Source organism: Arthrobacter sp. Y3221087, assembly GCF_059089905.1.
Genome location: NZ_JBNHFE010000001.1, coordinates 1,513,757 through 1,527,035, shown reverse-complemented (window position 1 = coordinate 1,527,035; position 13,279 = coordinate 1,513,757). Strand labels below are relative to the sequence as shown.

9 protein-coding genes are annotated in these 13,279 nt (G+C 67.7%); 2 read left to right on the top strand and 7 right to left on the bottom strand.

Annotation, left to right across the window (positions count from 1 at the left end; all coding sequences use genetic code 11):
- Window positions 1–22 precede the first annotated feature (22 nt).
- Entirely contained in the window at window positions 23–757 is a 735-nt protein-coding gene (locus AC5RUO_RS07215) for an alpha/beta hydrolase (protein ID WP_494008551.1), read from the bottom strand.
- Between the two features lie 115 nt (window positions 758–872).
- Complete coding sequence (ffh, locus tag AC5RUO_RS07210) at window positions 873–2,456, bottom strand: signal recognition particle protein (RefSeq protein ID WP_494008552.1); 1,584 nt, start codon at window positions 2,454–2,456, stop codon at window positions 873–875.
- Window positions 2,457–2,540: 84 nt separating this feature from the next.
- Between ffh and AC5RUO_RS07205 the strand changes: the two genes are divergently transcribed.
- Window positions 2,541–3,944 (top strand): glucose-6-phosphate dehydrogenase, encoded by a 1,404-nt coding sequence (locus AC5RUO_RS07205; protein ID WP_494008553.1) that lies wholly within the window; start codon window positions 2,541–2,543, stop codon window positions 3,942–3,944.
- Window positions 3,945–4,082: 138 nt separating this feature from the next.
- On the opposite strand, the gene AC5RUO_RS07200 is transcribed toward AC5RUO_RS07205, so the two are convergent.
- Both AC5RUO_RS07200 and AC5RUO_RS07195 read right to left on the bottom strand, forming a co-directional pair.
- Window positions 4,083–4,421: a P-II family nitrogen regulator gene (locus tag AC5RUO_RS07200; protein WP_255768384.1), complete on the bottom strand. Its 339-nt coding sequence runs from the start codon at window positions 4,419–4,421 to the stop codon at window positions 4,083–4,085.
- Complete coding sequence (locus tag AC5RUO_RS07195; protein WP_494008554.1) at window positions 4,418–5,782, bottom strand: ammonium transporter; 1,365 nt, start codon at window positions 5,780–5,782, stop codon at window positions 4,418–4,420. Before AC5RUO_RS07195 ends, AC5RUO_RS07200 begins: the two co-directional genes overlap by 4 nt.
- Window positions 5,783–6,008: 226 nt before the next feature.
- Between AC5RUO_RS07195 and AC5RUO_RS07190 the strand changes: the two genes are divergently transcribed.
- Entirely contained in the window at window positions 6,009–7,250 is a 1,242-nt protein-coding gene (locus tag AC5RUO_RS07190; protein WP_494008555.1) for an MFS transporter, read from the top strand.
- 55 nt (window positions 7,251–7,305) lie between these two features.
- Here AC5RUO_RS07190 and ftsY read toward each other — a convergent pair whose 3' ends face one another.
- The 3 genes from ftsY to mutM form a co-directional block, all read right to left on the bottom strand.
- Window positions 7,306–8,514: a signal recognition particle-docking protein FtsY gene (gene ftsY, locus AC5RUO_RS07185; RefSeq protein ID WP_494008556.1), complete on the bottom strand. Its 1,209-nt coding sequence runs from the start codon at window positions 8,512–8,514 to the stop codon at window positions 7,306–7,308.
- A gap of 80 nt (window positions 8,515–8,594) precedes the next feature.
- Window positions 8,595–12,179, bottom strand: a complete 3,585-nt coding sequence (smc, locus tag AC5RUO_RS07180) for a chromosome segregation protein SMC (RefSeq protein ID WP_494103388.1) — start codon at window positions 12,177–12,179, stop codon at window positions 8,595–8,597.
- A 128-nt stretch (window positions 12,180–12,307) separates the two neighbouring features.
- On the bottom strand, window positions 12,308–13,279 hold the full coding sequence (mutM, locus tag AC5RUO_RS07175) for a bifunctional DNA-formamidopyrimidine glycosylase/DNA-(apurinic or apyrimidinic site) lyase (RefSeq protein ID WP_494103154.1): 972 nt from the start codon (window positions 13,277–13,279) through the stop codon (window positions 12,308–12,310).

Sequence of the window (13,279 nt, the reverse complement as noted above, 5' to 3'; positions counted from 1 at the left end):
GAGGGGAAGCCCGGGCGGTCCGTCAGGACGCGCGGGCGGACCGGGCCCTGCTGATGTCGCTGATAAAGGACCGGACGGCCCGGTCGCCGTCGGGGGAATCATGCGGCCGGTGCCCGCCGGCAGCGGTGCGGTGCACGGCTCCGGTTTCGCGGAGGTAGCCGGCAATTTCCTCATACAGGGGTTCCCATCCGCCGGTCAGGACCAGGGTGGGGACCCCGGGAACAATGTGCAGCGGCGCCTCCCAGGAGGGCGCCTGCAGCCGCAGTCGCCGGGCGGACCGCTTCTCCTCCGCGGTGGCCGGTTCCTGCAGGTCGGTGGCATAGACCCGCCGCACGAACTCGCGCTGGAAGTCTTCGTCGCTGAGCTGGTGCCGGACCTCGAACAAGGGCTGCATGAGGCCGATGTGGGCCGCCGTGGCCGGCAGTTCCGCCGTCAGCGACAGGCATGCCGGTTCCACGAGGGTCAGCGAATAGACGAGATCGGGCCGTTCCACGGCAGCCATCATGGCCGCGATGGCACCCTGGGCGTGGGCCACGACGTGGCCGCCGGCGGCGCCGCGCCCATCATCAGCGAGCGACCGCAACACGATGGCGGTATCCGCGGCGAACGAGGACTCCACCGGTTCGGCGACCGGATCGAAACCGTGGCGGCGCAGGAACAGAGCGTCGTAGGACAGTGCCATGCCATGCTGGCGCGGCCATGCTGCGGCACCGTAACTTCCGGCGCCGTGCACGAACACTACCCTCTGCTTGAACATGTCCCAACCCTATTCCACGGCACAGACTTCCCCGGGAACCGCCCCAGCGACCAGCATTCGGCGCCCGGCAGGGCGTTGCGGGAGTATCCCCTGCTGGTCAGCCCGGCGGAAGCCCCTACTTGCCGAGGAACTTGTCGAAGCCCTTGGGCAGGTTCAACTGGGACGGGTCGAAGTCGCCGGACTGCTGGCCGAAGGCAGCGCCGGTCGGGAGCGCCTTGGCGGCGTTAGCCCGGCGTGCCTCGGCTTCCTTCCGCTCCTGGGCGGCCTTGGCCGGATTGCCGGACTTTGCCTTCTTCTTCGGCGCGCTCTTGGCGTTCTTCCGCGCCCCGCCGCCGGCGCCGGGAAGACCAGGCATGCCCGGCATCCCCGGCATGCCACCCTGGGCCATCTTCTTCATCATCTTCTGGGCCTGGGCAAAGCGCTCCAGCAGGCCGTTGACCTCGGAAACGTGGACACCGGAACCGCGGGCGATACGGGCGCGGCGCGAGCCGTTGATGATCTTGGGGGCCAGGCGCTCGTGCGGTGTCATGGAGCGGACGATCGCTTCCACGCGGTCGATCTCGCGCTCGTCGAACTGCTCCAGCTGCTGGCGGATGTTCTGGGCACCCGGCATCATCATGAGCATTTTCTTCATCGATCCCATGTTGCGGATCTGCTGCATCTGGGCGAGGAAGTCCTCCAGGGTGAAGTCTTCCTGGTCGGCGAATTTCTTCGCCATCCGGGCAGCTTCTTCCTTGTCCCAGGACTTCTCGGCCTGCTCGATGAGCGTGAGGACATCGCCCATGTCCAGGATGCGCGAGGCCATCCGGTCCGGATGGAACAGCTCGAAGTCGTCCAGTCCTTCACCCGTGGAGGCGAACATGACCGGCTTGCCGGTGACCGACGCGACGGAAAGCGCGGCACCGCCGCGGGCGTCGCCGTCGAGCTTGGACAGGACGATGCCGGTGAAGTTCACGCCCTCGTCGAAGGCGAGCGCCGTGTTCACCGCGTCCTGGCCGATCATGGAGTCGATGACGAACAGCACTTCGTTCGGCACGATGGCGCGGCGGATCTGGCGCGCCTGCTCCATCATGTCGGCGTCGACGCCGAGCCGGCCGGCGGTGTCGACGATGACGACGTCGTGCAGCTTCTGGCGGGCTTCCTCGACGCCGGCGCGGGCCACTTCCACGGGATCGCCCGCGGGCCGGTCGAGTTCGGTGGAGGTGGCACCCGGGTGCGGAGCGAAGACGGGTACCTTGGCCCGCTCGCCCACCACCTGCAACTGGGTGACGGCGTTGGGGCGCTGGAGGTCGCAGGCCACCAGGATGGGGCTGTGGCCCTGGGCCTTGAGCCACTTGGAGAGCTTGCCGGCGAGGGTGGTCTTACCGGCGCCCTGGAGGCCGGCCAGCATGATGATGGTGGGGCCGCTCTTGGCGAGGCGGATGCGCCGGGTCTCGCCGCCCAGGATCTCCTGCAGTTCCTCGTTGACGATCTTGACGATCTGCTGGCTCGGGTTCAGCGCTGCCGACACCTCGGCGCCGAGGGCGCGTTCGCGGACCCGGCCGGTGAATTCACGCACCACGGGAACGGCAACGTCCGCGTCCAGGAGGGCACGGCGGATCTCACGGACTGTGGCATCGACGTCCGCCTCAGTGAGGCGGCCCTTGCCGCGGAGATTCTTGAAGGTTGCTGTCAACCGGTCAGACAGAGAATTGAACACGCGCCGCGCACTTCTTTCAGGAGATGATCGGGACTCGACTATCTAGGGTACCAAGTCGGGCCCGGCAGATGGCATGCTGGCAAAATGACGAGCCAAACAACTGTAAAAACCCTGCTCATCCTCGGCGCCTCGGGGGATCTGACCGGCCGGCTGCTCCTTCCCGGCCTGGCGCGCCTGGTGGCAAGGGGACGCGGGGCCGGGCTCCGGCTTGTCGGGGCAGGGTCGGACCCCTGGACGCCGGAGCAGTGGCGGGAACGCGTGCAGTCATCCTCCACTGCGGCGGCCGAGGCTGCCGGGGCCGACGGCCGGGATGCTCTGAAGTCGCTGGAAAAGGAGACCGTCTACCACCAGCTGGATGTCACCGCCGGTGGTGCCCTTGCGGCGTTACTGAACAGCCTCGAGGGACCGGTGGCAGTGTACTTCGCACTCCCTCCGAAGATCAGCCAGCTTGCCTGCGAATCCCTGCGGCCGGAGGACGTTCCGACCGGGACCCGGCTGGTGATGGAGAAGCCGTTCGGTTCAAGCGAGGAGTCCGCACGCTCCCTCAACCAAACCCTGGTGCGGCTCGTCCCCGAGGACCATATCCACCGCGTGGACCATTTCCTCGGCAAGGCCACCGTGCTGAACATCCTGGGGCTGCGCTTCGCGAACAACTTCCTGGAGCCGGTCTGGAACCGGCACCACGTCGAAAAGGTGGAAATCATCTTCGATGAGGACCTCGCCCTGGAGGGGCGCGCCCGCTACTACGACGGCGCCGGCGCCCTCCGGGACATGATCCAGAGCCACCTCCTGCAGATCATGGCACTGATGGCCATCGAACCTCCCGCCACCATCCGCGAGCGCGACCTGCGGGACGCCATCTCCGCGGTCCTGCGTGCCAGCAGCGTCAACACCCCTTTGGCCGCCTGCACCCGGCGGGCACGCTACACGGCCGGAACTGTGGCGGGGAAGAACGTCCCCGACTATGCCAGGGAAGAGGGCGTGGACCCGAAGCGCGGGACCGAAACGCTCGCCGAGATCGAGGTCGGGATCGACAACTGGCGGTGGAAGGATGTTCCCTTCATCCTCCGTTCGGGCAAGGCCCTGGGTGCCAAACGGAAGGAGGCAATTGTCACGTTCCGGCCGGTACCGCACCTTCCCGCGGGCTTCACGGGTGTCGACTCCCCCAACCAGCTGCGGATTGGGTTCGGCCCCGACACCCTGCAGTTCGACGTGGACGTGAACGGCCCGGGCGATATTTTCAGCCTCAGCCGGGCGACCCTCGAAACCGAACTCAGCGCCTCGGACCTGCTCCCCTACGGGGAAGTCCTCGAAGGGGTCCTGGCCGGTGATCCGCTGCTCTCGGTCCGGGGCGACACGGCAGAGGAATGCTGGCGGATTGTTGAACCGGTGCTCACGGCGTGGCAGCAGGACGCGTTGCTGCTGGAGGAGTACGACGCCGGTTCGGCCGGCCCAACCGCCTGGCCCACCACCGGACGCCGCGGGTAGGCCGCAGGCCGTCCGGGACCTGCCCCTGCGTGCCTCCCGGCACAGCAGCTTCCCGGCACAGCAGCTTCCCGGCACAGCAAAGGCGGGCGGGATGCCTTCCGGTATGCCGCCCGCCTGCTGCTTACTGACCGCCCTGCCCTAGATTGCGGCTACTCCGCGTTCGCCCGTCCGGACCCGGACTGCTTCGAAGACGTCCACTGTCCAGACCTTGCCGTCCCCGGCGCGGCCGGTGTTGGAGCTGGCGATGATCACGTCCAGGATGTCGTCCGCCTGCTCGTCCGTGGCCAGCACCTCCACCCGGATCTTGGGCAGGAGGTCCACGTTGTACTCCGCTCCGCGGTAGACCTCCGTGTAGCCGCGCTGCCGGCCGTAACCGCTGGCTGCGCTGACCGTCAGGCCCTGTACGCCGTAGGCTTCCAGTCCTTCCCGGATTGCTTCGAGCTTTTCCGGCCTGACGATTGCAGTGATCAGTTTCATGCCCCCACGCTTTCCTTACCTGTTGCTGATTCGTTCTGCTGTGCAGCCTTTGCCGGCTGGGCCGCGGAGTCCTGCTGGCCCTTGCCCGTGATCATGTCATGCAGCGGCTGGAAGGATCCGCCGTGGCCGCCCACACCGAACTCGTAAGCCGTTTCGGCGTGCAGGCTGAGGTCCACGCCCACGGTTTCCTGTTCCTGCGAGACCCGGAAGCCCATGGTCTTGTGGATGGCAAGGGCGATGATGAGCGTCAGGATTGCCGAGTAGGCGATGGCGATGCCGGCGGCTGCGAGCTGGGCCCACATCTGGGTCATGCCGCCGCCGTAGAAGAGGCCGCCGCCCACCCCGTCGGTGGGAAGTGCGATGAAGCCCAGGGCCACAGTGCCGATGATGCCGGACACGAGGTGCACGCCGACGACGTCGAGCGAGTCATCGAAGCCCCAGCGGAACTTCAGGCCGACCGCGAGGGCGGAGGCCACACCGGCCACGACGCCGAGGCCGAGGGCACCCACGGGGCTGACGTTGGCGCAGGCCGGGGTAATGGCAACCAGGCCGGCAACCACGCCGGAGGCGGCACCGAGTGAAGTGGGGTGTCCGTCACGGATGCGTTCGGTGACGAGCCAGCCCAGCATTGCGGCGGCGGGAGCGGCGAGGGTGTTGACCCAGATCAGGCCGCCCTGTTCTGCGGAAGAGGCGAGGCCGCCGTTGAACCCGAACCAGCCGAACCACAGGATGGCAGCGCCGAGCATGACGAACGGGATGTTGTGCGGGCGGTGGTTGGGGTCCTTGCCGAAGCCCTTGCGGTTGCCGATGATGAGGACCAGGATCAGGGCCGCCACGCCGGCGTTGATGTGGACCACGGTTCCGCCTGCGAAGTCGATGGCCGGGCCGAGCGCCTGGCCGATGGCGCCTTCCTCACCGAAGAGGCCGCCACCCCACACCATGTAGGCAAGGGGGCAGTACACCAGCGTGACCCAGACCGGCACGAAGACGCTCCAGGCGCCGAACTTGGCGCGGTCGGCGATCGCGCCGCTGATCAGGGCCACGGTGATGATGGCGAAGGTTGCCCCGTAGCCGACAAGGATGAGGCCTTCGGGCGAATCCGCCGTGTTGACTCCCTCGAGGCCGAAGTTCGCGAACGGGTTCCCGACGATCTGGAGGAAGCCGTCACCGCCCGTCATGGAGTAGCCCCACAGGACCCACACAACGCTCACGATGCCGATGGAGATGAAGCTCATCATCATCATGTTCAGTGCTGCCTTGGCGCGGGTCATGCCGCCGTAGAAAAATGCCAGACCCGGTGTCATGAGCAGCACGAGCGCTGCCGCCACCATGAGCCATACGTGACCTGCGGTAAGTTCCATGGTGCACGTCCTCTCTCATCCGAATGTTGCGGAGTTCTCCGCCTGCCAACGCCGTTTGCGTCCTGTAAAAAGTGTGTCGGCGGCGTGTTTCGCCCGGAGAGGATTTAGATTGCCGGTCTGTTACAAGAACCTCTAGGAAGTAAATGGTGCATATCCGGGTTGTTACGGTTGTGTTTCACCACCCCAGCCGCATCCCGGCCACCCACTGTGCAAGGAACTTCGCTTCATGACTGCAGCACCCCGCGTCAGCGGTGCCACATCAAGGATCTTGGCCCGGCTTCGGCCAGGGAGGGACAAGCTCCCGCGCGATATCAAGGTGATGCTGGTTGCGGCGTTCCTGATCGCGCTTGGATTCGGGCTTGTTGCGCCCGTATTGCCGCAGTTCGCCACAACCTTCGGGGTGGGAAACACCGAGGCTGCGGTGATCGTGGCCATCTTCGCCTTCATGCGGCTGGTCTTTGCGCCGGCGGGGGGCACGCTGATCGGCCGGCTGGGTGAACGGCCGGTCTACGTGGCGGGGCTGCTGATCGTGGCGGCCTCCACGGCAGCATGCGCCTTCGCCGGGAACTATTGGCAGTTGCTGCTCTTCCGCGGCCTGGGCGGTGCCGGATCGGTCATGTTCACCGTCGCCTCCATGGCGCTGGTGGTGCGCCTGGCCCCGCCGGAGAGCCGCGGCCGGGTATCAGGGGCTTACGCATCCGCGTTCCTGGTCGGCAACGTCTGCGGGCCCATCGTGGGCGGCCTGCTGGCCGGGTTCGGCCTCCGCATCCCGTTCCTGGCCTATGCCGCCGCCCTGGTGGTGGCCGCCGTCGTGGTCCAAACCCAGCTGAGCCACCAGCGCCGCGGGTCAACGGATGGGCGGACGAAGGCCCCGGACATGCAGTTCGGCGAAGCCCTGGCTACTGGGGCCTACCGGTCGGCGCTGTTTTCCAGCTTTGCCAACGGGTGGGCGACGTTTGGGGTGCGGATGGCCACGGTTCCGCTGTTTGCGGCTGCTGCCTTTGGTTCCGGACCGGAAGCTGCGGGCCTGGCCCTGGCTGTCTTCGCCGGTGGAAATGCGCTGGCCCTGACCTTCTCGGGGCGCCTGGCCGACACGCTAGGGCGCAAGCCGATGATGATCTGGGGCTTGCTCGTGGCGGGCCTGGCCACCGCGGGCATCGGCTTCACCCAGGACCTGTGGTGGTTCCTGGCCGCCTCGGCGCTGGCCGGGATCGGGTCGGGTCTGTTCGGCCCCGCACAGCAGGCTGCCGTTGCGGACGTGATCGGCAACGGGCGCTCCGGCGGCAAGGTGCTTGCGGTCTACCAGATGGCATCCGACGTCGGTGCGATCGTGGGGCCGGTCCTGGCCGGAGTGCTGGCTGACCGGCTGGGCTTCGGCTGGGCTTTCGGCGCCACCGGCGGCATCATGCTGGTGGCGGCCTGCACTTGGCTGGCAACCCGCGAAACGCTGCGGCAGGCGAAGCCTTAAAAGCCGGGAGCCGGCACCCGGCCTGGTAAAGGACCGGGTGCCGGCTCCGGATGCCCTAGTTCAGAAGCGCGTCAACGAAGCCTTCGGCTTCGAACGGGGCGAGGTCGTCCGCCCCTTCACCCAGGCCGATCAACTTCACGGGAACGCCAAGGCTCTTCTGGATGGCGACGACGATGCCGCCCTTGGCCGTTCCGTCCAGCTTGGTCAGGACGATGCCGGTGATGTTGACCACCTCCGAGAAGACCCGCGCCTGGTTCAGGCCGTTCTGGCCGGTGGTTGCATCCAGGACCAGCAGGACCTCGTCCACCTCGGCAAGCTTTTCCACCACGCGCTTGACCTTGCCGAGCTCGTCCATGAGGCCCACCTTGTTCTGGAGGCGGCCCGCGGTATCGATCATGACCACGTCGACTTCCTGGTCGATGCCGGCCTTGACAGCCTCGTAGGCAACGGAGGCCGGGTCGGCGCCGTCGATGTCCGACTTCACCGTGGGAACCCCCACCCGCTGGCCCCAGGTTGCCAGCTGCTCGGCGGCAGCGGCGCGGAAGGTGTCCGCGGCTCCCAGCAGGACGTCCTTGTCTTCGGCGACCAGCACGCGGGCGAGCTTGCCCACCGTGGTGGTCTTGCCCACGCCGTTGACGCCCACCACCATCATGACGGCCGGCTTGTCGGCGTGCCGCTGGACGTTGAGGCTGCGGTCCATCGTGGGATCCACGAGTTTGATGAGTTCTTCCCGCAGCAGCGCCTTGACCTGCTCAGGTGTCCGGGTGCCCAGCACCTTGACCCGCTCGCGCAGGGCGTCCACCAGTTGCATGGTGGGTTCGGTGCCAAGGTCTGCCAGCAGCAGCGTTTCCTCGACCTCGTCCCAGACGTTCTCGTCGATCTTGTCGCTGGAGAGCAGGGCCAGCAGGCCTTTGCCCATGATGTTGTTGGAGCGGACAAGCCGCTCCCGCAGGCGGACCAGGCGGCCGGCGACGGGCAGCGGGGTTTCCACCGGGATGACTTCCAGCCCGGCCGCATCATCGGGAACCGGGGTGGTGTCCAGGTCCTCGACTTCGACCCCGGCCGGCGCCTTCCGGTCCACCGCCGGCGCCGGGCGTTCATCGACGAGGGTGCTGCCGCCGGACTGCACTTCGGGGTCGTTTGCATCACGGGTGCCCGGGTACTGGGTGATGTTCTTCCGAGTCTTCAGCAGGACAGGAATCAGCCCGCCGATAACCGCCAGGGCAGCAACAATGGACAGAATAATGGGAAGGATGTCATTCACTCCCCTAGCTTCTCACAAGGAAGCGGGCGCCCTTGGCGGCTCCGCGGCGACTGGCCTGCTGCGACGAGGCCCGGACCGCGCTACGCGTCGGCCCCCAGCCGCTGGCTGATGACGGTGGAGACGCCGTCGCCCCGCATAGTGACGCCGTACAGGGCATCAGCGACCTCCATGGTGCGCTTCTGGTGGGTGATGACAATGAGCTGGCTGGACTCCCGGAGTTCCTCGAAGATGGTGATGAGCCTGCCCAGGTTGGTGTCGTCAAGGGCGGCCTCCACTTCGTCCATCACGTAGAAGGGTGAGGGGCGGGCCTTGAAGATCGCCACCAGCAGGGCAACGGCGGTGAGGGACCGTTCTCCGCCGGAGAGCAGTGACAGCCGCTTGATCTTCTTGCCTGCCGGGCGCGCCTCGACGTCGATGCCGGTGGTGAGCATGTCCGAAGGGTCGGTGAGGACCAGCCGTCCCTCGCCGCCGGGAAAGAGCCGTTCGAAGACCCTGACGAACTGCGCCGAGGTGTCCTCGAACGCCTCGGTGAAGACGCGCTGGACGCGAAGGTCCACTTCCTTGATGATGTCCAGCAGGTCCTTGCGACTTGCCTTCAGGTCCTCAAGCTGGGTGCTGAGGAACTGGTGGCGTTCCTCCAGGGCCGCGAACTCCTCGAGTGCCAGCGGGTTTACCTTGCCCAGGCTGGCGAGGTCGCGTTCGGCTTTCCGGAGCCGCTTTTCCTGCTCTGGCCGGTCGAAAGGTTTTCCTTCCCGGATTTCTTCCCCACCGGCGTCCACGGGGGCGCGCAGGGAAGCCCATTTGTCCCCGCTCTCCTCTGCGGGAACCGGCACCGGCACGTGCGGCCCGTAGTCGCTGACCAGGGCGTCCGGAGTGATGCCGAGTTCATCCACCGAGCGGGTTTCCAGCGCCTCGATCTGTGCACGCTGCCGGGCGCGGGCCAGCTCGTCGCGGTGCACGTTGTCAGTAAGCTCGGCGAGTTCCCGGGCCAGCGCATCATTGGTACTCCTGACGTCCTTCAGGCCCTGCTCGCGCAGCTCACGGTTCTCTTCGGCGCGGTCCCGTTCAGTTGCGGCAATCGCGACGGAAACATCCACGTGGCGGAGCCCGGCCTCGACTGCGGCCACGACTGCCGCTGCCCGCCGGGCCTGGACACGCCTGCGCCTGGCGCGTTCGGCTGCTTCCTCCCGGGCCCGGCGCTCAGTGGCAGCCGCGCGTTCCAGCGATGCGACGCGGTTCCGGGTGGCGGACAGTTGCTCTTCGGCGCTGCGCAACGCCAGCCTCGCCTCCACCTCGGCGGCCCGGGCGGCGGATGCCTCGCGGGCGAGGGCGTCACGGTGTTCGGTGGACGGTTCCTGCTCCGCCGGTGCCTCCTGGGCCGCGGCAAGGCGGGCGGCGACGGCCGTGAGTGCTTCCTGTTCCGCCGCAACGTTGGCTTCGGCCCTGGCGAGCGACGCGGCAAGCCGGTCACTTTCGCCGGCGGCGCTGCGGAGGACGGAGTTGAGGTGGCCCAGCCGTTCCGCCACGGCGGCAAGCCGGGCATCCGACTCGTGCAGCCGGTCGAGGGCGGCGTCGGCCCGTTCCTGTGCTTCGGCGCGCCGCGCTTCGGCGCGGGCCAGGGCGAACCTGTTCTGCTCGATGGCCGCCGTCACGGCCGAAAGCTGCTGTGCGGCGTCGTCGACGGCGGCCTGGACCTCCAGCAGCGACGGCGCCTTGGCTGAGCCTCCCGTGGCAGAGACGGAGGTGAGGATGTCACCGGCCCGGGTCACGGCAGTGATCTGCGGCCGGCGGGATGCCAGTGCAATTGCCGCTGGGACATCTTGGACAATCGCGGTCCCGGACAGCAAATGCCTGGCCACGCTTAGGCTGGGGCCACTGCCGTCAATCAGGTCGCCGGCCCACTGGGCTCCGGCAGGCAGGCTGTCCGCGCTCCTGCCCTCCCCGGCTTCGGCAGCGGACTGGAGCAGCAGGGAGGCGCGGCCGGCGTCGTCGTCCTTGAGCAGCTGCAGGACGGTGGCCGCGGTTTCGGCGTCCCGCACCAGCACAGCATCGGAGGCCTCCCCGAGAGCCGCCGCGATGGCGGTCTCGTATCCCGGCTCCACCGCCAGTTCCCCGGCGACACTGCCTTCGACGCCGGCGACGCCGGACTGCAGGATGTGCCGTGCACCATCCTTGCGGTCCAGGCCCAGCTTGAGCGCATCCCTGCGCGCCGTAAGGGCATCACGCTTGCGGATGCCCTCATTGACCTCGGACTTGAGGCGGGCAATGTTTTCAAGGACAGCCTCCAGCGCGGCACTGGCGTCCTCATAGTCGGCGTCGAGCGATTCCTCGCCCTCTTCAACTCCCGCCACCTGGTTTTCCAGCGCGGTGAACTCTTCCTGGGCGCGGGCACGGCGTTCCACCCCGGCCGCGAGCGATTCCCGCAACCTGCCGAGTTCGGCCTGTGCGGATTCCACCCGCGACCTGGCTGCCGCCACCTGCCCGGCCAGCCGGGCCAGGCCCTCCCGCCGGTCAGCTGCGGCACGCAGCTGGGCCGTGAGCCGCTGGTCTTCCGCGGCGGCGGCCTGCTCGGCCCCGGCTTTTGCCGACGTGGCCGCTTCCAGCGCACTCCCCCGGTCCACAATCGTCCGCTCGAGTTCGGCCAGTTCCTCCCGCACCCGGGCAGCCTGCCGTTCCAGCTGTTCCGGGTCCCGGCCGGAGGCGGGCGCGGCATCAGCTGAGCCGAGCAGGCGGCTGCGTTCGCGGGCCAGTGACCCGAGCGAGCGGAGCCGCTCCCGGGCCGCGGACAACTGGTACCAGGTGTCCCTGGCTGCGTTGAGCCTGGGCGTGGCTTCTGCTGCCAGCTGCTCCAGTGCTGCCTGCTGCCGCCGGCCGGCCTCCAGCTCCTGTTCAACGACGCCCCGCCGTGCCTTGAGGGCGGCTTCGTCCGCGACGTCCTGTTCCAGGGCGAGCTGCAGTTGGACCAGGTCGTCGGCCAGAAGGCGGGCCCGGGCGTCGCGGACGTCGAACTGGACGCGCTGGGCGCGCCGGGCCACCTCGGCCTGCTTGCCGAGCGGTGTGAGCTGGCGCCGGAGTTCGGCGGTCAGGTCCGTGAGGCGCTGGAGGTTCGCCTGCATCGCTTCGAGCTTGCGGACGGTCCGCTCCTTGCGGCGCCGGTGCTTGAGGATGCCGGCGGCCTCCTCGATGAAACCACGCCGGTCCTCCGGTGTGGCGTGCAGGACCCGGTCCAGCTGCCCCTGGCCCACAATCACATGCATTTCCCGGCCGAGCCCCGAATCGGAGAGCAACTCCTGGATATCCAGCAGGCGGCACGATGCCCCGTTGATGGCGTACTCAGACCCGCCGGTCCTAAAGAGGGTGCGGGAAATGGTGACTTCGCTGTATTCGATGGGCAGGGCGCCGTCGGAATTGTCGATAGTGAGGGACACGTGCGCCCGGCCCAGGGGAGGCCGGCCTGCCGTGCCGGCAAAGATGACGTCCTCCATCTTGCCGCCGCGAAGGGTCTTGGCGCCCTGCTCCCCCATGACCCAGGCCAGGGCGTCCACCACGTTGGACTTGCCGGAACCGTTGGGGCCGACTACCGCAGTGACCCCCGGCTCGAAGTCGAAGGTGGTTGCGGACGCAAAGGACTTGAACCCCCGGACGGTGAGGCTTTTGAGGTGCAAGGCGTTTCGGATCTCCTCGGTGGCTGCAGCTGCTGCTTGGCACACCCAAATTTACTGGGTTCGGGGCCAAAGTCCCGGATTCCCGCGGTTGTCTTGTGGATACCGCAGTCAGTCCCGGGTGCATTCAGTTACCAGCGTCCGTTGCGCGGGCGGGGCTGGCAGACCGGGCAGGTGTGGGATGAGCGGTTCATGAACTGCTCCCGGCGGATGGTGGCATGGATTCCTGCCGCGGCGCACCGCTTGCACGGCTCCCCTTCGCGGCCGTAGGCGTTCAATGACCGGTCGAAGTAGCCGGACGCACCGTTGACGTTGACGTAGAGGGAGTCGAAGCTGGTTCCGCCGGCAGCGAGGGCTTCGAGCATGACCGTGCGGGCACTTTCCACGACTCTTTCGGCCTCGGCCCTCCGCAGGGTGTCCGTGGGCCGGGCATAGTGCAGCCGCGCAGCCCACAGGGCTTCGTCAGCGTAGATATTGCCGATACCGGAGACCAGGCCCTGGTCCAGCAGCGCCCGCTTGAGCCCGGTTTTGCGCTTGCGCAGGCGGCGGTAGAAAAGATCGAAGGAGAAGGCCGGGTCCAGCGGATCCCTGGCAATGTGCGCTGCCTCTTCCGCAATCAGTGCAAGGGGGGACTCGGCAAGGCCGCCTGGACCGCCGTCGTCCGTGGGGACCATCGCCGTGACGAACAGTCCGCCGAAAATCCGCTGGTCCACGAACCGCAGCTGTGACGGCATGCCGTCACTGCGGCTGAGCCGGAAGCGGACCTTGAGGTGTTTTTCGTCCGGCACGTCCCGGTCCTGCATCAGGAGCTGGCCGCTCATGCCAAGATGCGCCATCAGCGCCACCGCCGGGACGTCACCACTTCCAGGCGTTTGCTCGCCTTTGAGACGCGAGCTGTCCAGCAGCGGCATCCACAGGAACTTGCCCCGGCGCACGACGTCCGCCACCAGGGCACCCTCAAGATTGCCGATGAAATCTTCGGTTCCCAGGGCATGGCGGCGGATGGAACGCGGGTCCAGGACGTCGACGGCTTCGATGGTGCGGCCGCGGACCCAGCTCACCAGGCCGCGGCGCACCACTTCCACCTCGGGCAGTTCGGGCAT

Excerpts from the sequence above, each read along its gene's own strand:
- AC5RUO_RS07200 (WP_255768384.1), bottom strand. The coding sequence starts at position 4,421 with ATGAAACTGATCACTGCAATCGTCAGGCCGGAAAAGCTCGAAGCAATC.
- AC5RUO_RS07205 (WP_494008553.1), top strand. The coding sequence starts at position 2,541 with ATGACGAGCCAAACAACTGTAAAAACCCTGCTCATCCTCGGCGCCTCG.
- AC5RUO_RS07195 (WP_494008554.1), bottom strand. The coding sequence starts at position 5,782 with ATGGAACTTACCGCAGGTCACGTATGGCTCATGGTGGCGGCAGCGCTC.
- AC5RUO_RS07190 (WP_494008555.1), top strand. The coding sequence starts at position 6,009 with ATGACTGCAGCACCCCGCGTCAGCGGTGCCACATCAAGGATCTTGGCC.
- mutM (WP_494103154.1), bottom strand. The coding sequence starts at position 13,279 with ATGCCCGAACTGCCCGAGGTGGAAGTGGTGCGCCGCGGCCTGGTGAGC.
- AC5RUO_RS07215 (WP_494008551.1), bottom strand. The coding sequence starts at position 757 with ATGTTCAAGCAGAGGGTAGTGTTCGTGCACGGCGCCGGAAGTTACGGT.